Origin of the sequence: Pseudonocardia sp. McavD-2-B (genome assembly GCF_024124365.1) — a bacterium.
GTDB lineage: Bacteria > Actinomycetota > Actinomycetes > Mycobacteriales > Pseudonocardiaceae > Pseudonocardia > Pseudonocardia alni.
This window is the reverse complement of the sequence record NZ_JAMXSG010000045.1, coordinates 1-26,469: the sequence shown is the minus strand read 5'-3', so window position 1 is coordinate 26,469 and position 26,469 is coordinate 1. Positions and strand designations below refer to the sequence as shown.

General features: G+C 72.2%; 22 protein-coding genes. 12 read left to right on the top strand and 10 right to left on the bottom strand.

All coding sequences use genetic code 11. The annotated features are described in order from the left end of the window. The 3 genes from sepH to NH602_RS09160 form a co-directional block, all read right to left on the bottom strand. A partial coding sequence (gene sepH / locus NH602_RS09170) for a septation protein SepH (protein WP_253067569.1) occupies positions 1-751 on the bottom strand: 751 nt, incomplete at its 3' end. Positions 752-1,777: 1,026 nt separating this feature from the next. Further along, positions 1,778-2,911, bottom strand: coding sequence for a phosphoserine transaminase (serC, locus tag NH602_RS09165; protein ID WP_073577868.1), 1,134 nt, complete (start codon positions 2,909-2,911; stop codon positions 1,778-1,780). A 63-nt stretch (positions 2,912-2,974) separates the two neighbouring features. Beyond that, entirely contained in the window at positions 2,975-3,940 is a 966-nt protein-coding gene (locus tag NH602_RS09160) for a GlxA family transcriptional regulator (RefSeq protein WP_218899284.1), read from the bottom strand. A gap of 70 nt (positions 3,941-4,010) precedes the next feature. Here NH602_RS09160 and NH602_RS09155 point away from each other — a divergent pair, with 70 nt between their 5' ends. Continuing rightward, positions 4,011-5,318 carry an MFS transporter gene (locus tag NH602_RS09155; protein ID WP_073577866.1) on the top strand — a complete coding sequence of 436 codons (1,308 nt, stop codon included), beginning with the start codon at positions 4,011-4,013 and terminating at the stop codon, positions 5,316-5,318. A gap of 46 nt (positions 5,319-5,364) precedes the next feature. On the opposite strand, the gene NH602_RS09150 is transcribed toward NH602_RS09155, so the two are convergent. Then, positions 5,365-6,504 (bottom strand): citrate synthase 2, encoded by a 1,140-nt coding sequence (locus NH602_RS09150; protein ID WP_253067568.1) that lies wholly within the window; start codon positions 6,502-6,504, stop codon positions 5,365-5,367. 200 nt (positions 6,505-6,704) lie between these two features. Between NH602_RS09150 and pdxH the strand changes: the two genes are divergently transcribed. From pdxH to NH602_RS09130, 4 genes are all read left to right on the top strand, one after another. After that, entirely contained in the window at positions 6,705-7,358 is a 654-nt protein-coding gene (gene pdxH, locus NH602_RS09145) for a pyridoxamine 5'-phosphate oxidase (RefSeq protein WP_374210147.1), read from the top strand. Positions 7,359-7,408: 50 nt separating this feature from the next. After that, positions 7,409-8,803 (top strand): MFS transporter, encoded by a 1,395-nt coding sequence (locus tag NH602_RS09140; protein ID WP_253067567.1) that lies wholly within the window; start codon positions 7,409-7,411, stop codon positions 8,801-8,803. Between the two features lie 89 nt (positions 8,804-8,892). Beyond that, positions 8,893-10,203 (top strand): citrate synthase, encoded by a 1,311-nt coding sequence (locus NH602_RS09135; RefSeq protein WP_100879456.1) that lies wholly within the window; start codon positions 8,893-8,895, stop codon positions 10,201-10,203. A gap of 221 nt (positions 10,204-10,424) precedes the next feature. Continuing rightward, positions 10,425-11,816 (top strand): deoxyribodipyrimidine photo-lyase, encoded by a 1,392-nt coding sequence (locus tag NH602_RS09130; protein WP_253067566.1) that lies wholly within the window; start codon positions 10,425-10,427, stop codon positions 11,814-11,816. Here NH602_RS09130 and NH602_RS09125 read toward each other — a convergent pair. Both NH602_RS09125 and NH602_RS09120 read right to left on the bottom strand, forming a co-directional pair. Beyond that, entirely contained in the window at positions 11,797-12,969 is a 1,173-nt protein-coding gene (locus tag NH602_RS09125; RefSeq protein WP_179761197.1) for an ABC transporter permease, read from the bottom strand. The two genes, NH602_RS09130 and NH602_RS09125, sit on opposite strands and share 20 nt — an antisense overlap. Further along, on the bottom strand, positions 12,966-13,877 hold the full coding sequence (locus tag NH602_RS09120; protein ID WP_179761196.1) for an ABC transporter ATP-binding protein: 912 nt from the start codon (positions 13,875-13,877) through the stop codon (positions 12,966-12,968). The genes NH602_RS09125 and NH602_RS09120 overlap by 4 nt, the downstream gene beginning before the upstream one ends. Positions 13,878-14,102: 225 nt before the next feature. On the opposite strand from NH602_RS09120, the gene NH602_RS09115 reads away from it, so the two are divergent. Next, on the top strand, positions 14,103-15,428 hold the full coding sequence (locus NH602_RS09115) for an MFS transporter (protein ID WP_253067565.1): 1,326 nt from the start codon (positions 14,103-14,105) through the stop codon (positions 15,426-15,428). A 51-nt stretch (positions 15,429-15,479) separates the two neighbouring features. Here the strand turns inward: NH602_RS09115 and NH602_RS09110 are convergent, their stop codons facing one another. The 4 genes from NH602_RS09110 to NH602_RS09095 are packed head-to-tail and all read right to left on the bottom strand — an operon-like array spanning position 15,480 to position 19,074. Next, positions 15,480-16,580 (bottom strand): gamma-glutamylcyclotransferase, encoded by a 1,101-nt coding sequence (locus NH602_RS09110; RefSeq protein WP_253067564.1) that lies wholly within the window; start codon positions 16,578-16,580, stop codon positions 15,480-15,482. Positions 16,581-16,610: 30 nt separating this feature from the next. After that, a complete protein-coding gene (locus tag NH602_RS09105) occupies positions 16,611-16,838 on the bottom strand; it encodes a hypothetical protein (RefSeq protein WP_073577858.1) in 228 nt (75 codons plus the stop codon). A gap of 48 nt (positions 16,839-16,886) precedes the next feature. Next, positions 16,887-17,135 carry a hypothetical protein gene (locus NH602_RS09100; protein WP_073577857.1) on the bottom strand — a complete coding sequence of 83 codons (249 nt, stop codon included), beginning with the start codon at positions 17,133-17,135 and terminating at the stop codon, positions 16,887-16,889. Positions 17,136-17,145: 10 nt separating this feature from the next. After that, complete coding sequence (locus NH602_RS09095) at positions 17,146-19,074, bottom strand: helix-turn-helix domain-containing protein (RefSeq protein WP_253067563.1); 1,929 nt, start codon at positions 19,072-19,074, stop codon at positions 17,146-17,148. A gap of 345 nt (positions 19,075-19,419) precedes the next feature. Here NH602_RS09095 and NH602_RS09090 point away from each other — a divergent pair, with 345 nt between their 5' ends. From NH602_RS09090 to NH602_RS09065, 6 genes are all read left to right on the top strand, one after another. Continuing rightward, positions 19,420-21,057, top strand: coding sequence for a methane monooxygenase (locus NH602_RS09090; protein WP_167410085.1), 1,638 nt, complete (start codon positions 19,420-19,422; stop codon positions 21,055-21,057). A 206-nt stretch (positions 21,058-21,263) separates the two neighbouring features. Then, on the top strand, positions 21,264-22,319 hold the full coding sequence (locus tag NH602_RS09085) for a 2Fe-2S iron-sulfur cluster binding domain-containing protein (protein ID WP_073577855.1): 1,056 nt from the start codon (positions 21,264-21,266) through the stop codon (positions 22,317-22,319). Next, positions 22,316-23,524 (top strand): toluene hydroxylase, encoded by a 1,209-nt coding sequence (locus NH602_RS09080; protein ID WP_073577854.1) that lies wholly within the window; start codon positions 22,316-22,318, stop codon positions 23,522-23,524. The genes NH602_RS09085 and NH602_RS09080 overlap by 4 nt, the downstream gene beginning before the upstream one ends. Then, positions 23,521-23,877 carry a propane 2-monooxygenase effector subunit MimD gene (gene mimD, locus NH602_RS09075; RefSeq protein ID WP_350589363.1) on the top strand — a complete coding sequence of 119 codons (357 nt, stop codon included), beginning with the start codon at positions 23,521-23,523 and terminating at the stop codon, positions 23,875-23,877. The genes NH602_RS09080 and mimD overlap by 4 nt, the downstream gene beginning before the upstream one ends. 180 nt (positions 23,878-24,057) lie before the next feature. Beyond that, on the top strand, positions 24,058-25,746 hold the full coding sequence (gene groL / locus NH602_RS09070) for a chaperonin GroEL (RefSeq protein WP_179761192.1): 1,689 nt from the start codon (positions 24,058-24,060) through the stop codon (positions 25,744-25,746). Between the two features lie 84 nt (positions 25,747-25,830). Further along, complete coding sequence (locus NH602_RS09065; RefSeq protein WP_253067562.1) at positions 25,831-26,394, top strand: hypothetical protein; 564 nt, start codon at positions 25,831-25,833, stop codon at positions 26,392-26,394. The last annotated feature ends 75 nt before the right edge of the window (positions 26,395-26,469 follow it).

Here is a 26,469-nt window from a genome sequence, read left to right as displayed (position 1 = left end):
GGGGGCTCGCCCGACGCTGCTCGGGCGCGATCCCGCGCCCGGCCCAGGCCTCGGGCTGCTGCCCACCGGCGGCCGCGACGGCGCGCGCCGGAGCGGCGGGCGTCGGGGCCTGGGGGGTGTGGTCCTCGTCGCGGGCCATGTCGACCACCGCGCCGAGCGGACGCAGCGGGCGTGCGGGCAGACCCTCGACGAGGTCGGAGGCGTGCTCGTCCAGCGCGACGACGGTGCCGCCGTGCGCGCCGGGCTGGAACGCCCAGTGCGCGGCGTTGTCCGAGCGGCCGGTCTGCCACGTCAGGACGACGACCCACTTGCCGTCCTCGCCCTTCCAGGAGTCCCAGCCGGCTCCGCCGTAGTCCTGTCCGCGCAGGCCGAAGGTGTGCGCGACGGTCTCACCGAGCGTGCGCGAGTCGGGTCCGTCGGTGCGCTGCGGGTGGGCACCCTGGGCCAGCTCGGCGGTCCGCGACCGTTCGAGCAGGACGGGATAGGCGAAGCGTTCGATCTTCTGGGTCGGGACGCCGGCCGCGGCTGCGACCTCGTCGACCGACGCGCCACCCCGGATTCGGGCCTGGATCTCCCGTGGGCGCAACTGGCTCTCCAACTCGATCGCGATCTGGCCGAGCCGGGTCACGTCACCCCGTGCCGCGGCCCGCAGCTGCTCGTCGGCCGGCACCGTGTAGCGCTCGCGACGCCCCGGGTCCTCGAGGACGACCGAGCCGTCCCCGGTCACCCCCACGACCCGCAACGCGCGCATCGACCTGACCTCCTGCTGTCGTCCCCGTCCGGGTGACGGTAGAGGGCGAGGGGTCCGTGCCGGGTGAGGCGCGCCGGGCGAGTTCTGCCTGGTCGACAACACCTACTCGCCCGGGGGACCGCCGAGCCGTTCTCACTCACCGTGCGCAGCGTCGCACAGGTCGTGACTCACGAGGTAATTGGGGCGATTGATACGCGTGTGACTACAACGAGTTGCTATCGATCACGCAACGACGCCGCGCCGCGACGCAACCCGGCGTGCGCGGTGCCGTGGCCACCCCCGATGCGGAACGGGACGGCCGGGACGTATCTCCCCCGGCGCGGTGTCAGGACGGGGAACGGCGCCGGGGCCGTCGTGGAGGGTGGACGCGAGGTACCTGCGGGCGCGCTCCCGTCGCGGTGACCGCCCGCCCGGTCATCCGCAGTCCGCGCGGTGATCCGCGGCCCGGGCGCGTCCGGAAGCGCGCGAACGACGGAACTGCGCGCGCCATGTGGATCTTCGACCGATGCGCACGTCGGCGCCCGCTGCCGCCGCCCGTTGCTCCTGCCGGCGCGGACATTCGTCACCGGCGCGGGTGGTCCCCCGCCCGCTCGGACCGTGGCCGGCTCGGACAACGGCTCGACGGCGGCGCTGGGCCGGATCATCCGGGTGGCGAGGGTGGCCGGTCCGACCGCGGACGTCAGGAGCACGAGTACGTGGAGAAGACCCTCGGCCGCCACGAACGACGCAGCGGCCCGGGCCGAGCAGGCGAGAGCGATGCCGCGGACCATGGCGAAGAGCACGGTGATCGGCTCGAGGCCGGATTCGCGTCACCGGGCGCGACGGCGAGGAGCGGGAGGGCGGCCGCGGGCGGCCGGGGCCTGTGCGGGAGCGGCGCCCTGGTGGCGACGGTCGGGACGGTCGGGGTGCCGGCGCACCCGACCGCCATGGCGAGGGCCACCGCCGGGTGGGCCGACCGCAGCCGGTCGACCCACCTCGGTGGACGGTCCTCGTTCACCCGGGAGGGGATGCCCTCCCGGGACATGGTCAGGAACCCAGCCGCTCCACGACCCAGTCGACGCACGCGGTCAGCGCCGAGACGTCCGACGGCTCCACGGCCGGGAACATCCCGATCCGCAGCTGGTTGCGGCCCAGCTTCCGGTACGGCTCGGTGTCCACGATCCCGTTCGCGCGCAGCGCCTTCGCCACCGCGGTCGCGTCGACGGCGTCGTCGAAGTCGATCGTGCCGACCACCAGGCTGCGGTGCGCCGGGTCGGTGACGAACGGCGACGCGAAGCTGCTCTTGTCGGCCCAGGTGTAGAGCCGGTCGGAGGAGTCGCGGGTGCGTGCGACGCAACCGTCGAGCCCGCCCAGCGCGTTCATCCAGCGGACCTGGTCCTCGAGCAGGAACAGGGTCGCCAGCGACGGCGTGTTGTAGGTCTGGTCCTTACCGGAGTTGTCGACGGCGGTGGCCAGCGACAGGAACGGCGGGATCCAGCGGTCCGACGCGGCCAGCTCGGCGACCCGCTCCAGGGCCTTCGGGCTCATGATCGCGAGGAACAGGCCGCCGTCGGAGGCGAAGCCCTTCTGCGGGGCGAAGTAGTAGACGTCGGACTGGGTGATGTCGACCGGCAGCCCGCCGGCGCCCGAGGTGGCGTCGATCAGTACGAGCTGGTCGTCGGTGGTGCCCGCGGGCCGGTTGACGGGCACCGCGACGCCGGTCGAGGTCTCGTTGTGCGCCCACGCGATGACGTCGACCGACGGGTCGCTCACCGGCTCCGGCGCGCTGCCCGGGTCGGCCTTGACGATCACCGGGTCGGCCAGGAACGGCGCGCCGGTGGTGGTGTCGGCGAACTTCTGGGAGAACTCGCCGTAGGTCAGGTGCAGCGAGCGCTGACGGACCAGGCCGAACGCGGCTGCGTCCCAGAAGGCGGTGGAGCCGCCGTTGCCGAGGACGACCTCGTAGCCGTCCGGCAATGAGAACAGCTCGGCCAGCCCGGACCGCACCCGTCCGACGAGCTCCTTCACCGGCTTCTGCCGGTGCGAGGTGCCCATCAGGGAGTCACCGGTCGCGGCGAGGGCGGACAGCTGCTCGGGGCGCACCTTGGACGGACCGCATCCGAAGCGGCCGTCCTGCGGAAGGAGATCGCCGGGGATCTTCAGATCGGCAGGGGAGGTCACCCCACCAGTGTCGCAGCCGGACCGGCGTGACGTGCGACGAGTGCTGCGCGCCACCCGCCGGCGTCATCGGGTGGCAGCGGGGGCGCGGTGCGAGCGCCGGTAGGCGAGCGGGGCCATCCCGATGTCGGCGTGCAGCCGCTGGCGCAGCGCGGCGGTGGTGCCGAAGCCGGAGCGGGCCGCGACCTGCTCGACGGGGAGGTCGGTGGTCTCCAGCAGGCGCCGCACGAGGTCGAGGCGGCGCGCGGACAGCCAGCGCCCCGGGCTGGTGCCGGTCTCGGCGCGGAAGCGGCGGGTGAAGGTCCGCACGCTCATGGACGCCCGTTCCGCCAGCTCCTCGACCGCGAGCGGCCGGTCGAGGTGCTGCAATGCCCACTCGCGCACGGCGCGGGTGTCGGGGCCGCCGCCGGGGTCGGGGACGTGGGACTCCACGAACTGCGCCTGCCCGCCCTCCCGCCACGGCGCGACGACGTTGCGCCGGGCCGTCGCCGCGGCGGTCCCGGCACCGTGGTCGCGGCGCACCAGGTGCAGGCAGAGGTCGATGCCCGCGGCGACGCCCGCCGAGGTGAGGACGTCGCCGTCGTCGACGAACAGCACGTCGGGGTCGAGCTCGACGTGCGGGTACAGCGCGCGGAAGTCGTCCACGTGCGCCCAGTGGGTGGTGGCGCGGCGGCCGTCGAGCACCCCGGCGGCGGCGAGGGTGAACGCGCCGGTGCAGATCGCGACCACCCGCGCGCCGCGGTCCACGGCCCGGCGCACCAGGCCGAGGACGGCCGCGCCCGGGGCGCCGGTGTTCGGGCCGCGCACGGCCGGCACGACCAGGGTGTCCGCGCGCTCCAGCACCTCGATCCCGTGCTCGGGCAGCACCCGGTACCCGGCACTGGTGCGGACCGGGCCGCCGTCGACGGTGGCGACCCGCACGTCGTAGAGGGGGGTGCCGTCCGCCGTGGTCGTGGTGCCGAGGATCCGCTCGGGGATGCCCAGCTCGAAGGCGATCACCCCGTCGACGGCGAGCACTCCGACCCGGTGCATGGCCGAATTCTTACATATGTCGTCCGAACGGCCACTGTTGCGCGTCGCAGCGCCACCGCACGATGGAGCCATGACGACAGCGCCCGCGACGGCGGACACGCAGCGGCGCCGGGTGCACCCGGCCTGGTGGGCGGCCGGGGCGACGTTCCTCGCCCTGCTCGGCGCGGCCGGGTTCCGCTCCACGCCGGGCGTGCTGGTGGAGCCGCTGCACGCCGAGTTCGGTTGGGGCATCGGGTCCATCTCCTTCGCACTCGCGGTGAACCTCGCCCTGTTCGGGGTGACCGCGCCGTTCGCGGCGGCGCTGATGGAGCGCTTCGGCGTGCGCCGCGTGGTCGCGACCGCGCTGGTCATGGTGGCGGTCGGCGCGGGCACGACCGTGTTCATGACGGCGGTCTGGCAGCTGGTGCTCCTGTGGGGCGTCGTCGTCGGGCTGGGTACCGGGTCGATGGCGATGGCGCTGGTCGCGACCGTCGTGAACCGCTGGTTCGTCGCCCGCCGCGGCCTCGTCTCCGGCGTTCTCACCGCCGCCACCGCTACCGGGCAGCTGGTGTTCCTGCCGCTCGTCGCGGCCGTCGTCGAGTCGGGCGGGTGGCGGCCCGCGGCGCTGATCACCGCGGGCGCGGCGCTGGCCGTGGTGCCGGTCGTGCTGCTGTTCCTGAAGGACCGCCCCGCCGACGCCGGGGTCCTGCCCTACGGCGGCACCGAGGCCGACGTCGTCCCGCCGCAGCGCACGGGTGCCGCGCGGCTGGCGCTGCGGGCCCTGGCCGACGCCTCGCGCACCGGTACGTTCTGGCTGCTCGTCGGCGGGTTCTTCATCTGCGGCGCGACGACGGCCGGGCTGGTCCAGTCCCACTTCGTCCCGGCCGCGCACGACCACGGCATGCCCGCGACGACGGCTGCCTCCCTGCTCGCCCTGGTCGGCATCTTCGACCTGCTCGGGACGATCTTCTCCGGCTGGCTGACCGACCGGGTCGACCCGCGGCTCCTGCTGGGCGCCTACTACGCGCTGCGTGGGCTGTCGCTGTTCCTGCTCCCACCGCTGTTCGGGACCGACCTGAACGCGAGCATGCTCGCGTTCGTCGTGTTCTACGGCCTGGACTGGGTCGCGACCGTCCCACCGACGATGGCGCTGGCCCGCGAGGCGTTCGGCGCCCGCTCGGCGGTGGTGTTCGGCTGGATCTTCGCCTCGCACCAGATCGGGGCGGCGTTCGCCGCCCTCGTCGCGGGGCTGGTCCGCGACGCGCTGGGCAGCTACGACGCGGCCTGGTACGGCGGCGCCGTCCTCTGTGTCGTCGCGGCCGGGCTGTCGCTGGCGATCCGGCGCCGGCGGGTCCCCGCGCCGCTGCCCGCCGGGCCGCTCCCAGGGGAGCCCTCGTAGCGCTCTACGCCACGAGAGTTCCCCTGGGGGCACACCGAGGGCGCGGTCAGCGGGCGACGACCGAGTCCCAGCCCTCGACCTCCTGCGGACGGCGCGGGCCCGGGCCGATGTATTGCGCGCTCGGACGCACGAGCTTGCCCTCGCGCTTCTGCTCCATCACGTGCGCCGACCAGCCCGCGGTCCGGGCCGAGGTGAACATCGCGGGCATCATGTGCGGCGGGACCTCGGCGAAGTCGAGGATCACCGCCGCCCAGAACTCGACGTTCGTCTCGATCGGACGGTCCGGGCGCCGCTCGCGCAGGATCGCCAGCGCCGTGCGCTCCAGCTCGGCGGCCACCTCGTAGCGCGGGGCGTTCAGCTCCTGGCAGGTGCGGCGCAGCACGCGGGCCCGCGGGTCCTCGGCCCGGTAGACCCGGTGCCCGAAGCCCATGAGCTTCTCCTTGCGGTCCAGCAGGCCCTTCACCAGCGCCTCGGCGTCGCCCGTGCGCTCCACCTCGTCGATCATCGGGAGCACCCGGGCCGGGGCGCCGCCGTGCAGCGGGCCGGACATGGCGCCGATCGCGCCGGACAGCGACGCGGCGGCGTCGGCGCCGGTGGAGGCGATCACCCGGGCGGTGAAGGTCGAGGCGTTCATGCCGTGCTCGGCGGCGGACACCCAGTAGGCGTCGACGGCGGCGACGTGGCGCGGGTCGGGCTCGCCGCGCCAGCGGGTCATGAAGCGCTCGGTGATGGTGGAGCACTCGTCGATGCGCGACTGCGGCACCGCGGGCACACCGATGCCGCGGGCGGACTGGGCGACGTAGGACAGCGCCATCACCGAGGCACGGGCCAGGTTGTCGCGGGCCTCGGTGTCGTCGATGTCGAGCAGCGGGCGGTAGCCCCAGTACGGGGCGAGCATGGCCAGCGCCGCCTGCACGTCGACCCGGACGTCGCCGGTGTGCACCGGGATCGGGAACGGCTCGGCGGGCGGCAGGCTCTGGCCGAACCGGCCGTCGACCAGCAGGGCCCAGGCGTCGCCGAAGGTCACGGTGCCGGCGAGGTCCTCGAGGTCGACGCCGCGGTAGCGCAGTGAGCCGCCGTCCTTGTCGGGTTCGGCGATCTCGGTGCGGAACGCGACGTGGCCCTCCAGCCCGGACGTGAAGCCGGGCGGCGGCGGGGGCACCTCGTGCGCGGTCGTCTCGGTCACCGGGTCTCCTTCGGCTCGGATCGTCGCCGTCACCCTGCTCCGAACGGGTCAGCGGGGCAACGCGACCGACCGGTGGCGTCGATCACGAACCGGGCTCCCGTCCGCGAACACCGGTCGCGACCACTCCGATCGGCGGGTGCACACGCGGCTCCGGCGCGCTTACCGTGCGAGACGCACGCACCTGGCCGGAAGGGGAACCGATGACCGACGCGCCCGCGCTCGAGAGGATGCGGACGGACTACTCGAGCCGCCCGCTCGACGTCGACGGCCTGGCCCCGACCTGGCACGAACAGCTCACCGCGTGGCTGGAGCAGGCCCGTGAAGCCGGGCTGACCGAGCCGAACGCGATGGTGCTGGCGACCTCGGACCCGGACGGGCTGCCGTCGTCGCGCACGGTCCTGTGCAAGGGCCTCGACGCCGGCGGGATCGTCTTCTACACGAACTACACCTCGGCCAAGAGCCACGACCTGAACCGCACGCGCGTCGCCTCGGTGACCTTCCCCTGGTACGACCTGGCGCGGCAGGTGCAGCTCTCCGGCCGGGTGGAGCGCTGCTCGGACGCCCAGTCCGACGCCTACTGGGCGCTGCGCCCGCGCGGCTCGCAGCTGGGTGCCTGGGCGTCGGCGCAGTCGACGATCGTCGCCGGGCGGACCGTCCTCGACCAGGCGCTCGCCGGGGTCACCCGCCGCTTCGACGGCGTCGAGGAGATCCCGCGACCCCCGCACTGGGGCGGCTGGCGGATCGTGCCGTGGCAGGTCGAGTTCTGGCAGGGCCGCGCCGACCGCATGCACGACCGGCTGCGTTTCGAGGCCGGCCGCGACGACGCCTGGTCGGTCCGCAGGCTCGCCCCCTAGGAGGGAACCCGGAGGCGCACCGTCGGGGGGCCCGTGTACACCTTGACGTCGTGAGCAGTCGCAACGATCCGGGGGACGGGCCGACCGAGCCCGTGCCCGGCGCGGAACGGGACTCCCCGACCCGGCCGGTGCCGTCCGCAACGGGCGACGGCCCGACCACCCGGACCCGCGCCGGTCGGGTCACCGGCCTGCTGCGGTCGACCTTCGCCGACACCACCCCGCTGCGCACGCCCGCCTACCGGCGGCTGTGGACCGCCGGGATCGTCACGGTGATCGGCGCCCAGCTGTCGGTCGTCGCCGTGCCGATCCAGGTCTTCCAGCTGACCGGGTCGTCGGCGTACGTGGGCCTTACCGGCCTGTTCGGGCTGGTCCCGCTCGTGGTGTTCGGGCTCTGGGGCGGCGCGATCGCCGACGCCGTCGACCGCCGGGTCATGCTGCTGTTCACGGGCTCCGGCATCGCGCTGAGCTCGCTGGCGCTGTGGGTGGTCTCGGCCAGCGGCGCCGGGAACGTGTGGGTCGTGCTGGTGCTGTTCGCGTTCCAGTCGGCGATGCTCGCGATGAACCAGCCCACCCGCAGCGCGGTCATCCCGCGGCTGCTGCCCGCCGAGCAGCTGCCCGCGGCGAACGCGCTGAACATGACCGTCGTGCAGGTCGGCGCGGTGCTCGGGCCGCTGCTGGCCGGGGTGCTGATCCCGTTCATCGGGTTGTCGACGCTCTACCTGATCGATGCGATCTTCCTGCTGGCGACGCTGTGGGCGACCTGGCGGCTGCCCGCGCTGCCCAGCTCCGCGCAACGGGTCGACGGCGCCCGCCCGAAGGTGGGGCTGCGCTCGGTCGTCGACGGCTTCCGCTACGTCGGGACGCAGCGCATCCTGCTCGTCTCGTTCCTGGTCGACGTGATCGCGATGGGCCTGGGCATGCCCCGGGTGCTGTTCCCGCAGATGGCGGTGGACACCTTCGGCGGGTCGGCCGACGGCGGCATCCAGCAGGGCCTGCTGTACGCCGCGATCCCGATCGGGATGGTCGCCGGCGGCGTGCTCTCGGGCTGGCTGCAGAAGGTGCAGCGCCAGGGCGTCGCGGTCGTCGTCGCGGTGTGCGTGTGGGGCGGCGGCGTGCTCGTGTTCGGGCTCACCGGGTCGCTGTTCCTCGCGGTGCTCGCGCTCGCCGTCGCCGGTGCCGGGGACCTGGTCAGCTCGGTCTACCGGTCGTCGATGCTGCAGACCGTCGCCACCGACGAGATGCGCGGCCGGATGCAGGGCGTGTTCATCGTCGTCGTCGCGGGCGGGCCCCGGCTCGCCGACATGTGGCACGGGTCGGTGGCCTCGCTCGTCGGGCCCGGCCCCACCGCGACGCTCGGCGGCCTCGCCGTGATCGTGGGCGTGCTGCTGTGCGTGTGGCGCTTCCCGGAGTTCCTCCGATATCGGGCACCCCGCGACGAAGGGTGAGAATCGTCGCCGCGTTCTGCGTAATCGCCCCGGCGGGCTAGCGTGTGCCCGAGACCCGATTGATCCCCGCTGTGAGAGGGAACCTCCACATGTCCGACGAGACCGCCGCCAAGTCCGACACCGCCGTACTCCGGTACTCGGGCGGCGAGTTCGAGACCGCGGTGCACACCCCGACGGAGGGGTCGCAGGCCGTCGACGTCAGCAAGCTGCTCGGCAAGACCGGCCTGGTCACCTTCGACCCGGGCTTCACCAGCACCGCTGCCTGCTCGTCCGCGATCACCTACATCGACGGTGACGCCGGCATCCTCCGCTACCGCGGCTACCCGATCGACCAGCTGGCCGGGAACTCCACGTTCCTCGAGGTCAGCTACCTGCTGATCTACGGTGAGCTGCCGAGCCAGCAGCAGCTCGACGCCTTCACCAACCGGATCAGCCGGCACACCCTGCTGCACGAGGACCTCAAGCGCTTCTTCGAGGGCTTCCCGCGGGACGCGCACCCGATGCCGGTGCTGTCGTCGGCGGTCAGCGCGCTGTCGACCTTCTACCAGGACTCGCTGGACCCGCACGACGAGGAGGCCGTCGAGCTCTCCACCGTGCGGCTCATGGCGAAGGTCTTCACGATCGCCGCCTACGCGTACAAGAAGTCCGTCGGGCAGCCGTTCCTGTACCCGGACAACTCCCTCGGCCTCGTCGAGAACTTCCTGCGGATGACCTTCGGGTTCCCTGCCGAGCCCTACGAGCTGGACCCGGACATGGTCCGCGCTCTCGACACGCTGCTGATCCTGCACGCCGACCACGAGCAGAACTGCTCCACGTCGACGGTGCGGCTGGTCGGCTCCAGCCAGGCGAACCTGTTCGCCTCCATCTCCGCCGGCGTCAACGCGCTGTTCGGCCCGCTGCACGGCGGCGCCAACCAGGCGGTCCTGGAGATGCTGACCCGCATCAAGGACGTCGAGGGCGGCAACGTCGACGACTTCGTGAACCGGGTCAAGAACAAGGAGCAGGGCGCGAAGCTGATGGGCTTCGGGCACCGGGTCTACAAGAACTACGACCCGCGCGCGAAGATCGTCAAGGAGCAGGCCGAGACGATCCTCAAGAAGCTCGGCGTCAACGACCCGCTGCTCGACATCGCCATGACGCTCGAGGAGAAGGCGCTGGCCGACGACTACTTCGTCGAGCGCAAGCTCTACCCGAACGTCGACTTCTACACCGGCGTCATCTACCGGGCGATGGGCTTCCCGGTGAAGATGTTCACCGTGCTCTTCGCGCTCGGCCGGCTCCCGGGCTGGATCGCGCACTGGCGCGAGATGATGAACGACCCGCAGAACAAGATCGGGCGTCCGCGCCAGCTCTACACCGGTTCCGCGGAGCGCCTCTACGTCCCGGTCGGCCAGCGCTGACCGCGTAGCCCCACCGCATCACCCCCCGAGCGGGCCGGTCCCACGACCGGCCCGCTCGCTCGTTCCGGGGAGCCGCCGCCCCGCCTCGCGCACCGCCGCCCCAGCGCTCCCAGGGGAACCCTCGTAGCGCTCTAGGCCACGAGAGTTCCCCTGGGGGCACACCGGAGGGGTGCGACGGCTCGGCGGGCGGCGCAGCGGTGGCGCCGCTAGCGTCGACCGGCATGGCGCCGAGTACTGCTGTCGTCTGGTTCCGGCGCGACCTCCGGGTCGCCGACCAGCCCACGTTCCTCGCCGCGGCCGACGCCGCCGACCGGGCGCTCGCGCTGTTCGTGCTGGACCCGGCCCTGCTGAAGCCCTCGGGTGCCGCGCGGGCGAACTTCCTCTACGGCTGCCTGCGCGAGCTCGACGACGCCCTCGGCGGGAAGCTGCTCGTGGTGAAGGGCGACCCGGCCGACGTCGTCCCGCGGGTCGCGCGGGCCGTCGGCGCGCAGACCGTGCACGTCGCCGCGGACTACGGCCCCTACGGCCGCGAACGTGACGAGAACGTCGAGAAGGCGCTGTCCGACGACGGCGTCGAGCTCGTCCGCACCGGTTCGCCGTACGCCGTCGCGCCGGGCCGGGTGGAGAAGGGCGGCGGCGGGCCGTTCAAGGTGTTCACCCCGTTCAGCCGCGCCTGGGCCGACCACGGCTGGCGCGCCCCGGCCGGCACCGACGCGTCGACGTGCACCTGGATGGACCCCTCGGACAAGGACGGCGGTCCGCGCGCGGTGAAGGTCCCCGACGACGAGCCGGTCGAGGCCGAGCTGCCCCAGCCGGGGGAGTCCGCCGGGCTGGCGCGCTGGCGCGACTTCCTCGACGAGGGCGTCCTGGACTACGAGTCCGACCGCGACCTGCCGGCGAAGAAGGGCACCTCGGGGATGTCGCCGTACCTCAAGTACGGCTGCGTGCACCCGCGCACGCTGCTCGCCGACCTCGCGCAGCACCGGGGCGACTCGGTCAAGGCCTACCGCACCGAGATCGCCTGGCGCGAGTTCTACGCCGACGTGCTCCACCGGCGCCCGGACTCGGCGCGCGAGAACTACGACAAGGGTTTCGACCACCTGCCGCTGCGCACCGGGAAGGCGGCCGACGCCGACTTCGAGCGCTGGTGCGAGGGCCGCACCGGCTATCCGATCGTCGACGCCGGGATGCGCCAGCTGCGCGGCGAGGCGTGGATGCACAACCGGGTGCGGATGATCGTCGCCTCGTTCCTGGTCAAGGACCTGCACATCCCGTGGTGGCGGGGGGCGCGGCACTTCATGCAGCTGCTCGTCGACGGCGACCTGGCCTCCAACCAGCACGGCTGGCAGTGGACGGCCGGGTCGGGGACGGACGCGTCGCCGTACTTCCGGATCTTCAACCCGATCACCCAGGGCGAGCGGTTCGACCCCGACGGCGACTACGTGCGGCGCTGGGTGCCCGAGCTCGCCGACGTCGAGGGCAAGGCCGTGCACCAGCCGTGGAAGCTGAAGGGCGGCATCCCGGAGGGGTATCCGGAGCCGATGGTCGACCACAAGGCCGAGCGTCAGGACGCGCTCGCCCGCTACGACCAGGTCAAGGCCGCCCGGTCCTGAGGGCGTCCCGCCAGCGGACCCGGGCCCCGGTGCGCAGCACCGAGTTGCGGTAGACGCGGGCCGACAGCACCACCATCCCGGCCAGCGCGAGCAGCGCGAGCGCGTAGGCGAGCACCGGCTCCCACCAGTCGGTGACGCCCAGCGCGGTCCGGGCCGGCATCAGCGTCTGCGACAGGTACGGCACGAACGACAGCACCGTGGTGACGGGGTTGCGCGGGTCCACGGGCAGCACGGCGACGGCGAGCAGGAACGGCACGAGCAGCACGACGGCGATCGGCGCGGTCACCGACTGGAGCTCCTCCTGGCGGGACACGAGCGCCCCCGCCGCCGCGTAGAGCGTCGCGAACAGGAAGAACCCGACCAGGTACCAGGCCAGCGCCGACACCAGCGTCGGCAGCAGCAGCGCCGGGACGGCCAGCGCGCCCGTGCCCACCGCGACGGCCGCGCCCACCGCGCCGAGGATCAGCAGCTGCAGCAGCCCGACCAGACCGAGGCCGAGCACCTTCCCGGCGAGCAGCTGCCGGGCCGGGATCGTCGCGAGCAGCAGCTCCACCACGCGTCCGGACTTCTCCTCTACCACCCCCTGCGCGACCGCCGCGCCGTAGGCGGTGACCGAGAAGAACAGCAGGAACGTCACGACGAACGCGGTCCCCACCCGCTGGCCCAGCTCGGTGTCGACCGGTTCGAGGGTGCGCACGCCCACCCCGGACAGCGTGCTGACCCGCTCCGGGTCGGCGCCGGCGGCGAGCAGCGACTCGCGCACGGCCTGCTGCTCGACGACGTCGGCGACCAGGGACCGCAGCCCCGGCGCGACGTCGTCGAGGCCCACGAGCTGGTAGGTCCCCGGTGCCCCGGTGAGCATCGCGTCGGCCTCGCCGGTGCGGACCATCGACTCGGCGGTGGCCCGGTTCCCGGCCTCGGTCAGCCGCAGCGCGGTGCCGAGCCGGTCCGCGGTGCCCTGCAGCTCGCCGCGCAGCTCGCGGGCCGGCCCGTCGAGCACCAGCGACGACGACGAGCTCTGCGCCCCGGCGAACGCGATCACCGCGCCGTACCCGCCGAAGACCAGCAGCATCAGCAGGATCCCGACGACGAACGTCCGCGACCGCAGCTGCGTGGTGATCTCCCGGCGCGCGACGAGCAGCACCGTCCTCATGCGTCGTCCTCCCGGTCGCCGGTGGCGCGGTCGCGCACGGCGTGGCGGTAGAGCTCGGTCAGCGGTGGCCGGTACGGGCCGAAGGCGTGCACCGGTCCGGCGGCGAGCGCGGCCGCGAGCAGGGTCTGGTCGTCGGTGCCCGGCGCCAGCTCGACGCGGGTCCGGGCGCCGTCGACGCCGAGGACGCGCACCCCGGGGAGGCCGTCGGCCCAGCCCGGCGGCGGGCCGGTCACGTCGTAGCGGTCCGCGGCGCCGGCCCGCAGCCCGTCGACCGTGCCGACCGCCACCATCCGGCCCGCGGAGATGATCCCGACCCGGTCGCACAGCCGCTCCACCAGCTCCAGCTGGTGGGAGGAGAACACCACGGGCACCCCGGCCGCGGCGCGCTCGCGCAGCACCGCCCCCAGGGTGTCGACGGCCGCCGGGTCCAGCCCGGAGAACGGTTCGTCGAGGACCAGCAGGTCGGGGTCGTGCACCAGCGCGGCGCACAGCTGCACCCGCTGCTGGTTCCCCAGCGACAGCTTCTGCACCTCGTCGCCGCGGCGGTCGGCGAGCCCGACCCGGTCGGTCCAGGTCTCGGTGGCGGCGAGCGCGGCCGACCGGGACAGCCCGTGCAGCCGGGCCAGGTAGACGAGCTGCTCGGCGACCCGCATCCGTGGGTACAGACCGCGTTCCTCGGGCAGGTAGCCGATCCGGCGCCGTTGCGCGGAACCGAGCGGGCCGCCCTTCCAGGTGACCGCGCCGGCGTCGGTGTCGAGGACGCCGAGCACGATCCGCATCGTCGTCGTCTTGCCCGCCCCGTTGCCGCCGACGAAGCCGAACACCTCGCCCGCGCCGACCGTGAAGCTCACCCCGTCGAGGGCGGTCGCGGAGCCGAACCGCTTGGCGAGGCCGTCGATCGCCAGCACCTCGGCGACGCTACACGGGGCGGGTGTCGCGCACCGGTATCGATCACCACGCGTGGGTGGCAACCCCCCTTTTGGCTCTGTAGGCTCCGCTCACCGCAATGGTGCTGGATATGTCGATCGTGTAACGAAATGCGCTTCCGGTAGCGGTTTACGCATTGCGCGAGTGGGGGTCCCCGAATGTCATCGGTTCCGACAGGTGCTGGTCAACAGAGTGGCGAGAACGACGTGGAGCCCTCCGTACTACGGAGGGCGGTCGCCGCGTCGGCGATCGGGAATGCGACGGAATGGTTCGACTACGGCATCTACGCCTATCTGACGGTCGAGCTGACGCAGGCGTTCTTCCCGGGTGAGCTGGGCTACCTCGGCACGCTGCTCGGCTTCGCGATCTCGTTCGTCCTGCGGCCGCTCGGCGGCTTCGTGTGGGGCCCGCTCGGTGACCGCATCGGCAGGCAGAAGGTCCTGTCGATGACGATCATCCTGATGGGCGTCGCGACGTTCCTGATCGGCGTCATCCCGTCCTACGAGACGATCGGCTGGGCCGCCCCGGCGCTCCTGTTCCTGCTGCGGATCATCCAGGGCTTCTCCACCGGCGGTGAGTACGGCGGCGCCGCCACGTTCATGGCGGAGTACGCGCCGGACAAGAAGCGCGGCTTCTGGGGCAGCTTCCTGGAGTTCGGCACGCTCGCCGGGTTCACCCTCGCGGTGCTGGTCGTGTTCGCGTTGGAGATGTCGATCGGCGAGCAGGCCATGCTCGACTACGGCTGGCGCATCCCGTTCATGATCGCGCTGCCGCTGGCGATGATCGGCCTCTACATCCGGACCAAGCTCGAGGACACCCCGGTGTTCCGCGACCTGGAGGCCGCCGGCGAGTCCGAGTCGGCCGCGACCGGTGCGCTCAAGGATCTCCTGGTCCGCTTCTGGCAGCCCATCCTGGCGCTGTTCGGCCTGGTCATCGCGCTGAACGTCATCAACTACACGCTCCTGACCTACATGCCGACCTATCTGCAGACCACCATCGGCATGGATTCGGCGAGCGCGGACACCCTCGCCGTCGTCGGGCAGGCGATCATGATGCTGCTCATCCCGTTCGCCGGTGCGCTGTCGGACCGGATCGGCCGCAAACCGTGCTGGTGGGTGTCGCTGGTCGGCATCTTCGTGCTGGCGATCCCGATGTACATGCTCATGGCGCAGGGCCTGGCCTGGGCGATCGTCGGCTTCACCGTGCTCGGCCTGATCTACCTGCTGCAGCTCGGGACGATCTCCGCGACGTTCCCGGCGATGTTCCCGACCCACGTCCGGTTCGCCGGCATGGCGATCTCCTACAACGTGGCCACGGCCGCGTTCGGCGGCACCGCGCCGCTGGTCAACGAGTGGGTCGTCGGGGAGACCGGGGACGTGCTGTTCCCCGCCTACTACATGATGGGCGCCTGCGTGATCGGCATGATCGCGCTGTACTTCGTCATCGAGACGAGGGGCGTGTCGATCATGGGCCGGGAGATCCCGGGTCTCGCCGAGCACCGCGCCCGGCAGGCCGCGAAGACCGGTTCCTGACCCGTACCGCCCGACCGGGCCCGTCCCACGGGGGACGGGCCCGGTCCGCGTTCAGCGCCCCGCCCACCCCCGGGCCAGCGGCACGTGCCCGACCCGCGCCGCCGCCCACACCCAGGCCCAGCAGACGGTGCCGTCCTCGACGACCACCCGGACCCGGGCGTACTCCGGCCCCTCGTAGGCGTCCAGGACCGCCAGCGCGGACGCCGGGTCGGCCAGCTCGACGACCCAGCCGGGCACGCCGTCGCCGGTGTCGAGGGTGAGGGCCGGGTAGTCGTGCCCGGTGTCGGCGATCCCGCCGACCGGCAGCACCACCGGCTGCGGCAGCGTCGTCGAGGCGTGCGGGCGCAGCAGCCCGAACGCGCGCTGCCCCGGCATCAGCGAGCCGTAGACGAACACCCGCGACGGCCAGTGCTCCGGCACGGGCACCCCCTCGGCGGTGTCGGCGTCGAGCCCGTCCGGGCCGGGCGTCCCGGCCAGCGCGGCGGCACCGGCCTGGTCGAGGGCGGTGCAGGTCACCGGGGCGCCGTCGAGCACCAGCGGCCTGCGGTCGGTGCGGTCGTCGCCGGTCGGGGTCTCCGGTGCGACGTAGGCCCACGGCCGGTCCAGCACCCCGGCGCCGTCGAGGAGGGTCACGCGCCCGGTCGCGACCCGGGCGAGCCGGTAGCGGGGCGGGTCGGCGTCGCGGCCCTCGACGGCGTCGAGCGCGGCGAACTGCTCCGGTGCGGCCAGCCACACGGTGTGCTCCTCCACCACACCGTCGAGGGCGGCCAGGGTGGCCGGACGCTGGTCGTCGACGACGCGGCGACCGGCCGCCCACACCGCCGCCAGGCCCGCGGTGCGCACCCGCAGCACGACCACCGGCCCGCCCAGCCCGCGCGCGTCGCGCATCCAGGTGATCTTCGACGGGCAGGCGTTCGAGCCGTAGGCCAGCAGCGGCACCCGCCCGGCCAGTCGCGGTGCGCACAGGCCGGCGAGCACGTCGTCGAGGCAGCGGCCGCCGGCCCGCCATCCCGAGGGCGCCGACGGGTCGGCCGTCAGCGGGTGGGTGCGGGCGTCGGTGTGCAGGAACGAGCACGGCGGCCGGGCGCCCGGGTACGGGTCGGCGGGGAACGCCGAGTCCGGCCACGGTGCAGCGATGTCCGTTCCCGTCATGGGCACGGACCGTAGATCAACGACCGGGGCTCAGCGGTGCGCGCCCGGGTAGCGCCGTCGCAGCAGCGCCGCCGCCAGGGCGAACAGCGCCAGGACCGACAGCACGGACACCACGACGAGCACCGCCGTCGAGGTGCCGGCGGGCAGCAGCGTGAGGGGCCAGAGCACGGCGACCAGCACGATCAGCGCGGCGACGGCGCCGCGCAGCGGGGCCGGGACGCCGTCGGGGATCAGGAACAACCGTCGGAGCAGGGCCATGGTCCGACGGTAGGGGCCGTCCGGGGGCGTCGCAGTCCGTACGGGCTGTCACCCCTCGTGTCGGCGCCTGCCCTGCGTCGCCGCCCGGCGCAGCAGCGCCGCGGTCAGCAGCATCAGTCCCAGCACCGCGAGCGCGGACATGACCACCCGCAGCCACAGCGGCGCCGGGTCCGGCAGCAGCATCGCGATGACGAACACCCCGGCCATCGAGCTGCTCAGCAGGATCATCACCAGCAGCGGGGGCGGCGTGCCCTCCGGGAAGGAGAACGCGCGGACGATCCGGCTGCGGCGACCCACGCCGCGCAGGCTACCGGGACATCCCCGCCCCCTCCGGCGTCGCGATGCCGTAGCCGCGGATCTTGCGGTAGATCGTGGCCCGGCTCATCCCGAGCCGGCGCGCGGCCTCGGCCTTGTTGCCGTCGGCGTCGAGCAGGGCGTCGACGATGGCGTCGCACTCGATCGACTCCAGCGGGGTCAGCACCCGCCGGGCCAGCACCCGCGTCTCCGGCGGCAGGTCCTCCAGCCGGATCACCCCGGTCCGGCGACGGCTCACGACCTTGCGCAGCACCTGGTAGAGCTGCTCGACGTTGCCCGGCCACCGGTGCCGCATGAGCACCCGCAGGGCCTCCGGCGCACAGGTCAGGTCGGCGCCGCGCGTCAGCCGGGCGAGCAGGTACGGCACCAGCTCGGCGACGTCCTCCACGTGGTGGCGCAGCGGCGGGACCTCGATGGTGCGCGGGAAGCAGTCCAGCAGCGACGCGAGCTCGGGTGAGTCGGTCGTCCGGGAGCTGCCGCGGGTCGCGATGACCCAGGCCCGCTCCGGGTCGGTCGACTCGCGGTGCGGCTCGAGCACGTCGGCGAGCGCCGCCGCGGCGGCCGGGGGGAGCCGGTCGACCTCGCGCAGCACCAGCGTCCCGCCGCCGCCGTCGAGCTCGTCGGACACCTCGGAGAGCCAGCGCGGGCCCACGTCGCCGGCGTCGAGCACACGCACGTGCCCGGCGGGGGAGTGGAGGTGGTGAGTGGCGCGGGCCAGCGTGGTCCGGCCGGAGCCGTGCTCGCCCTGCAGCACCAGCCACTCGTTGGTGCGGAAGTGCCGGTCCACCGCCTGGGCGCACTTGGTCCACAGCGCTCCCGAGCCGACGGCGGTCGGCAGCGCGGTGGTGATCGTCGGGGTCGCGGAGCCGCGGCCGACGGTCTCGCGGTGGGTCAGGCTCACCTGCAGGATGCCGCCCGCCGAGCCCGCCTCGTTCCAGCTCGGCCGGCACTGCACGCGCGCGGTCGCCCCGCTCGGCAGGTCGACGACGAGCTGGCGGTTGCGTCCGGCCCGCAGCGCGTCGGTCGCCCCGGCGAGCAGCGGGACCTGGTCACCGGGTGCGATGAGCTCGCGGGCGCGGTCGTTCATCATCACGAGGTCGTCGCCGACGGCGAGCACCGCGGAGTCGCCCCCGCGCCGGACCGCGGTCAGGTAGTCGTGCAGCAGCGTCAGCTCGTGCCGCCCGGACGCGGCGAGCAGCGCCTCCTCGATGCGGCGGGCCGTCGTCGCGGCGGTGGCGACCATCAGCGCGTTGGCCTCGCTCCGCCAGCAGGTCAGGTCGACGACGCCGAGGATCTTGCCGGTCACCGGGTGCCGGATCGGGGCGCCGGCACAGGCCAGGTCCTCCAGGTGCTCGACGAAGTGCTCGTGCCCGAACACCTCGGTCGGGCGCCTGCCCTCCAGTGCGGTGCCGATGCCGTTGGTGCCGACGTGCTGCTCGGCGTAGGAGAAACCGGGGACGAGCCACACCCGGTCCAGGTGCTGACGCAGCGCGGAGTCACCGGTCCGGCGGTCGAGGACGACACCGTCGCCGTCGCAGAGGATGAGGCTGACCGGCTCGGTGGCGAACTGGTCGCACAGCTCGGAGACGATCGGCGTGGCCGCCCGCACCAGCGGGCTGTCGGTCTTGCGGCCGATCTCGGGCAGGTCGATGGAGTCGGGCGCGACGTGGCTGTCCCGCGACCGGATCCAGGACGCCAGGATCGGCGGGCGCACCGCGTCCTCGCGCATCTGCTCGTGGTGCAGGAACGCGTCGCGGGCCGCCGCGATCCGTTCGGCCGCGGCGCTGGTGCTGGTCCTGGTGGCGGGTGCGGGCGCCGAGCCGGTGACGGGGGAGTCCCGTTCGTCCCCGGGCCGTCGCGGGCGCGGCGTCGGCCGGCCCGCCCGGGGGGCGCCCTGCGCGCCGTCGGGCAGGGGTCTCACACACGGCCTCCTCGCCTGTGTCGAGCTCGGGACACGACCACCGAGGACCCGTGTGCAACAGCGGTGACCTGCCCGGATCCTGTGGTTACGGCGACGGTACGCGCCGTGAGAGCAAGATCACCACAGGTGGCGGGGCGGAAGAGTCTCATATTGAGACCTCGAATGCCTGTCCAACCATGTGTGATTCGCAGCACGGAGTAGAGACGGCATCGCCGGGCGCGGCAGCCAGCCACGTCGCCGGGCCGTCCGACCTCCGCGTTCGACCACGACATCGGGCTACCCGCGCTCGCCCGCTGATCCGACCACAACCCACCACCGTGAGGAGACGACGTGAGTCGGCAGAGTTTGGCGAAGGCTCACCAGAAGATCCAGGAGCTTTCCTGGGAGCCGCAGTACCACGAGCCGTACATGAAGTACGGAACCGACTACACCTTCAAGAAGGCGGCGAAGAAGGACCCGCTCAAGCAGGTCCTGCGCTCGTACTTCCCGATGGAGGAGGAGAAGGACCACCGCGTCTACGGCGCCCAGGACGGTGCCATCCGCGGCAACATGTTCCGGCAGGTGCAGGAGCGCTGGCTGGAGTGGCAGAAGCTCTTCCTGTCGATCATCCCGTTGCCGGAGATCTCGGCGGCGCGCTCGATGCCGATGCTGTTCCACGTGGTTCCGAACCCGGAGCTGCACAACGGCCAGGCGATCCAGATGATCGACGAGGTTCGGCACAGCACGATCCAGCAGAACCTCAAGCGCCTGTACATGAACAACTACATCGACCCGGCGGGCTTCAACAACTCGCTGCGGAACTTCCAGTCGGACTACTGCGGCACCATCGGCCGCCAGTTCGCGGAGGGGTTCATCACCGGCGACGCCATCACCGCCGCGTCGATCTACCTGACCATCGTCGCGGAGACCGCGTTCACGAACACCCTGTTCGTGGCGATGCCGGCGGAGGCGGCCGCCAACGGCGACTACCTGCTGCCGACGGTGTTCCACTCGGTGCAGTCCGACGAGTCGCGGCACATCTCCAACGGCTACGCCACGCTCCTGATGGCGCTGTCGGACGAGGACAACCGCCAGCTGCTCGAGCGCGACCTGCGCTACGCGTGGTGGAACAACCACCGCGTCGTCGACGCCGCCATCGGAACCTTCATCGAGTACGGCACGAAGGACCGCCGCAAGGACCGCGAGTCCTACGCGGAGATGTGGCGCCGCTGGATCTACGACGACTACTACCGCAGCTACCTGCTGCCGCTCGAGAAGTACGGCCTGGTGATCCCGCACGACCTGGTCGAGGAGTCCTGGAACCAGATCTGGAACAAGGGCTACGTCCACGAGGTCGCGCAGTTCTTCGCCACCGGCTGGTGCGCCAACTACTGGCGCATCGACGGCATGACCGACACCGACTTCGAGTGGTTCGAGTACAAGTACCCGGGCTGGTACGACCGGTACGGCAAGTGGTGGGAGAACTACAACCGCCTCGCCAAGCCGAACGGTCACCACGCCATCGTGGCCGAGGACGTCGACTACGTGTACCCGCACCGCTGCTGGACCTGCATGGTCCCGTGTCTGGTGCGTGAGGACATGGTCGTCGACAAGGTGGACGGCCAGTGGCGCACGTACTGCCACGAGGTCTGCCGCTGGACCGACGCCGAGGCCTTCCGGCCCGTGTACCAGGGTCGCGAGACCCCGAACATGGGCAAGCTCGTGGGGCACCGCGAGTGGGAGACGCTCTACCACGGCTGGAACTGGGCCGACGTCGTCCAGGACATGGGCTTCGTCCGTGACGACGGCAAGACGCTGACCGCTCAGCCGCACCTCGATCTCGACCCGAAGAAGATGTGGACGCTGGACCACATGCGGCGCATGCCGCACCTGGCCAGCCCCAACGTCATCCTCAACGAGATGAGCGACGCCGAGCGCGAGGCGTTCGTGGCGGACTACAACCGCCAGGGGCCGGGAGGCCGGCCCGCGCCCACCGACGCCTGAGCGCGGGTCAGGCGAGGGGAGGGGGTCCCCGTCATGCCATGACGGGTCCCTCTCCCCGCGGCCCGGCCGGGGGGTCGTCTTCCCCGGCCGGGTCACCCCGGGACTCCCGTCCGCCGGGCGGGGCCCGGGGCGACGCCTGCCCACGTCTGTCCGATTGGTCTTTTTTCTCACGCCATTCGTCACGCCAAGAGAGGTGGTCTGCGCTCGTGGGCGACAAACACGTCGTGCGGTTCGAGCCCGTCGGCATCGAGATCGAGGTCGACGAGGACCAGAACATCCTCCGCGCCGCGGCCGAGCAGGGCGTCCAGCTCATGCACGGTTGCAAGGAGGGCCAGTGCTCGGCCTGCAAGTCCTTCGTGCTCGAGGGCGAGGACATCGAGTACGACAGCTACTCGACCTTCGCGCTCCCGGACTACGAGAAGGAGGAGGGCCACACCCTCCTGTGCCGGGCGCATGCCTACGAGGACCTGGTCATCGAGCTGACCAACTACGACGAGGAGATCATCCGGTCCGGCCTGCCCCTCACCAAGGGCGTGGTCGAGGTCGTGTCGGTCGAGGCCGTCACCCACGACATGCGGCACCTGACCGTCAAGCTGGTCGAGCCGTCGGAGATCAAGTTCTTCCCCGGGCAGTACATGGACCTCGTCTGCCCCGGGACCGAGGAGAGCCGTTCGTTCTCCATGGCCAACACCCCCAACCGGGACGGCACCTACGAGTTCGTCATCAAGGTCTACCCGGGTGGGTTGTTCGGGACCTGGCTCGACGAGAAGGCCGCTCCCGGTGACCGGCTCGATGTCGAGGCGCCCTTCGGCACCTTCACCCTCCGTCAGAACCGCAGCTCGCCGATCGTCTTCGTCGGCGGTGGCGCCGGCATGGCGCCGGTACTGGGCCTGCTGCGGGCGATGGCCGATGGCGGCGTCGAACGACGGGCCACCTTCTACTACGGCGCGCGCACCGCGGCCGATCTCTGCTTCGAGAAGGAGATCGCCGAACTGGCGCCCCAGCTCAACGGCTTCCGGTACGTCCCCGCCCTGTCCGACGGCGACGGCGGGGACTGGGCCGGCGAGACCGGTCTGATCACCGAGGTGGTCAGGCGCAACGAATCCGATCTGAAGGGAGCGGATGCCTACGTCTGCGGTCCCCCGCCGATGGTCGACGCGGCGATCGCGACGCTGACCCAGCTGGGTGTGAGTGAGACCAACATCTTCTACGACAAGTTCACCACGACCGGTGAGCAAGAAGGCGAGGACGGACAGCAATGACTCAGTCCCCCACCACACAGGACACGTCGTCCGGTTCGCAGCGCAGCGTTCCCAAGCCCGTCTTCACCGACGCGGAGGCCGGAGCGCGGGAGTTCCCGGACTCGAGCTCGAGCGCACGCCACTACAACTACTACACCCCGGCCAAGCGGAAGCAGACGCTGTACGAGGACACCACCGTCGAGGTCCAGCCGGACCCGCGGCACTACCTCGCGCAGGGCTGGATCTACGGCTTCGCCAACGGCGAGGGCGGCTACCCGCTGCACTGGACCAAGCTGAAGGCCTGGGGCGTCGACGAGCCCGAGCCGCAGCGCGGCATCGGCACCGGCGGTATGCACGTGAAGAACTGGCCGGCCCACGGCTGGCACGAGTTCCGCGACCCGAACGAGGAGTGGGAGCAGAGCCTCTACCGGTACAACGCGAACGTCGTCCGGCAGCTCACCCAGAACATCGAGAACGCCCGCAACGCGAAGGCGTTCGAGCTGTGGAACTCGAACTGGATCCGGTTCGTCGAGCGCAACGTCGGCGCCTGGATGCACATCGAGCACATCCTCGGCCTCTACGTCTTCGCGTCCAACGAGCGGTCCGCGCCGACCAACATGCACAACACGGCGCTCGCGGCGAACTCCACCCGTAAGATCCGCTTCGCCCAGGACCTGGCGCTCTACAACCTGACGCTGTCGGAGGAGATCGACGGGTTCGACGGCGCAGCCCACCTCGACGCGTGGGACAACGCGCCGGAGTGGCAGGGCGCCCGCAAGTTCACCGAGGCCCTCACCGCGGTCCAGGACGACTGGGGCGAGGCCATCTTCGCGGCCAACTGCGTCTTCGAGCCGCTGGTCGGTGAGCTGTTCCGCTCGAACCTGGTCATGCAGTCCGCCGCCACCAACGGCGACTACGTGACCCCGACGGTCATGGGTGCCGGCGAGTACGACTACGCCCAGCGCGACCTGCGCTGGTCGATCGCCTGTTTCGCGCCGCTCACCCAGGACCGCGAGTTCGCCGAGCACAACCGCTCGCTGATGGGCGGCTGGCTGCGGACCTACGTCCCGCAGGCGCTGGAGGCCGCCCGGACCATGCAGCCGATGTGGTCCCAGTCGGACTCGAAGCCCCCCACGTTCGAGGACTCCCTCGACCGCGCCAAGAACCGGTTCGCCGGGATCTGCAGCGATCTCGGCCTCGACGTCCCCGAGGAGCTGAAGCAGTGACCAGCACCAGCCCGTTCAAGCAGGACAGCACCGCGTCGAACATGTGTGGCTTCACGCTGATGAACAACCAGATCGGCGCGGTCATCGCGACCGTTCTGGACCGTCAGGACAACGTGACCGTGCAGCACCTGCCCTCGATGATCCGCGTCGACGGCACGGGCAAGTTCGAGCTGGACTACGTCGCGATGGACGAGGAGGCCGGCCAGGAGGAGGGCTGGTTCGACGCCGCCCAGTTCGAGGAGAACATGTCCACCCACTACGGGCGGATGGTCCACCTGGACGACAAGACGATCATGTTCGCCAATCCCGAGGACGCCGCCGAGTACATCGACTTCGACCTGAAGCCGGTGTAAGGACCCGCTCCTCACCCGGATCGCACCGCCCGGGACGACGACCCGTCCCCGGCCCACCACGGCCGGCGACGGCCCGGGCGGTGCGCTCCACCCGCGCAGCGCGCCCGCACGGCGCCACGGCTGCGCACGTTGATCCGCACCCGCGCACCTGGACCGACTCTTTCTCCGGGAGGACCCACCATGGCCAAGGAACTCCGCTTCGGCGCCGAGGGCCGTCATCTGTTGCAGGCCGGCGTCGACCAACTGGCCGAAGCCGTCAAGAGCACGCTCGGTCCGAAGGGCCGCAACGTCATCCTGGAGAAGATCACCGGCTCGCCCGAGGTCACGAACGACGGCGTCACGATCGCCCGCGAGATCCATCTGCGCGACCCCTTCGAGAACATGGGCGCCCAGCTGGTCAAGGAAGCGGCGGTCAAGACCAACGACACGGTCGGCGACGGGACCACCACCGCGACCGTCATCGCCCAGGCCATCGTCCGTGAGGGCATGAGCGCCATCGAACGGGGCGGCAACCCGGTGCTGGTCAAGCGGGGCATCGACATCGCGGTCAACGCGCTCGTCGACCGTCTGCAGACGGTGTCGCACACGGTCAGCACGGAGGAGGACTACGCCCGCGTCGCGTCCATCTCGGCCAACGACGACTACACGATCGGCCGCGTCGTCGCGAAGGCGCTGCACACCGTGGGCGACGACGGCGTCGTCACCGTCGACGACACCCCGCTGCCGGGCGTCTCGGTGGACTTCGTCGAGGACTTCGAGTTCGACAACGGGTACGTCTCGCCGTACATGGTGACCAACCCCGGCACGCTCGAGGCGATCGTCGACGACCCCTACATCCTCTTCACCGCGCACAAGATCAAGGACGTCCAGCAGATCATGCCGGTGCTGGACCGGATCATGCGCAACGACCGGCGCCCGCTCGTCATCGTCGCGGAGACCGTCGAGGGCACCGCCCTGCAGATGCTGGTCCACAACCACGTCAACGGGCACTTCCAGGCCGTCGCGATCAAGGCGCCGGGCTTCGGCGAGAAGCGCATCCACCTGCTGGAGGACATGGCCGCGCTCTGCGGCGGGCAGGTGCACTCCAAGAGCTCCTCGTTCTCGCTCGAGCAGATCGACGTCGAGCACCTGGGGCGCGCCGTGCAGGTGCAGGTCACCAGCGAGGGCACCACGATCATCGGCGGCGGCGGGGACAAGCAGAAGCTGGAGTACCGGCTGTCGCAGCTGCGCGCCGAGCTGGCCCGCGCGACGATCGGCACCGACGAGGACTTCTTCTCCGACCGCATCGCCCGGCTGTCCGGGAAGGCCGCGATCATCTCGGTCGGGGCACCGACCAACGCCGAGGCCCGCGAGATCCGGCACCGTGTGGACGACTCGCTGCAGGCGACCCGGGCCGCGGTGGCCGAGGGCATCGTCGCCGGTGGCGGCGCGGCGCTGCTGCACGCCGAGCCCGCCCTCGACGAGCTGGACGTGACCGGGGACTACCGGATCGGCGTCGAGATCGTCCGGCACGCACTCACCGAGCCCGTGCACCTCATCGCCTCCAACGCCGGCTACGACGGCGACGAGGTGGTCAAGCAGGTCACGACCATGGGCGTCGACGAGGGCTTCGACGCCCTGGAGGGCCGCTTCGGGGACATGGTCGAGATGGGCATCATCGACCCGCTGCGGGTCGTGCGCTCCGCCCTGCAGAACGGCGCCTCGGTCGCCGGGCTGATCCTCACCACCAACTCGCTGGTGGCCGAGGAGGTCACACCCTGGAACAAGGCGCTCATGACCGAGTTCGGCCAGCTCGACGAGGGCATCCCGCAGCCCAGCCCGGACTCGAGCACGCCCCAGTCGATGGGGCTCGGCCCGTCGGTCGGGTAGGTACCGGCCCGTCCGGTCACAGGAACAGTGGGGAGCGGCCCGGCACGCGCTGCGCGTGCCGGGCCGCTCCGCGACAGTGGAGAGGTGGTCGTCGTGGACCGGTGCTGCGGAGCGCCCCGGGGGCGTGGTGGTCTCCCGGCGGTCGTCGACGCCCAGGTGCACGGCTGGGACGGCCGGCCGCACAACCAGGCGGGCCCGGCGGGGGAGCAGTTCGTCGCCGATCTGCTGCACCGCCACCGGATGGTCGACCCGTCGCCGCGCCCGCTGTCCGCGGACGCGTTCGAGCTGGTCACGCCGCAGGCACTGGCCGCGCACGTGCTCTCCGCGGTGGACCGCGCGGTGCTCGTCCCGGCCGGTTTCGAGGACCTGTTCGTGCTCGGGTTCGCCGCACCGGCCTGGCACGCCGAGCTCGCCGCCGAGCACCCCGGGCGGCTCGCGCTGGCGGGGGAGCTCGACCCCGCCGACCGGGCCCGCGCCCGCGGCATCGGGGCCCGGGTCGGCCGCGACGGTCTGCGCGCGCTGACCGTGCTGCCCGCCCGTCGTCCGGAGACCGCGCTGTCGCTGCGGGCGCCGTGGCTGCGCCGCACCCTGATCCGGGCCGAGCAGGCCGGCGCCGGGGTGGGGGCCCGGCCCGCCGGTCCGCCGTGACCCGTGCCTCAGCGGGCGTGCGCCCGGGAGGCGGTCCGCACGATCCCCTCGACGAGCTCCGGCCAGACCCACCGC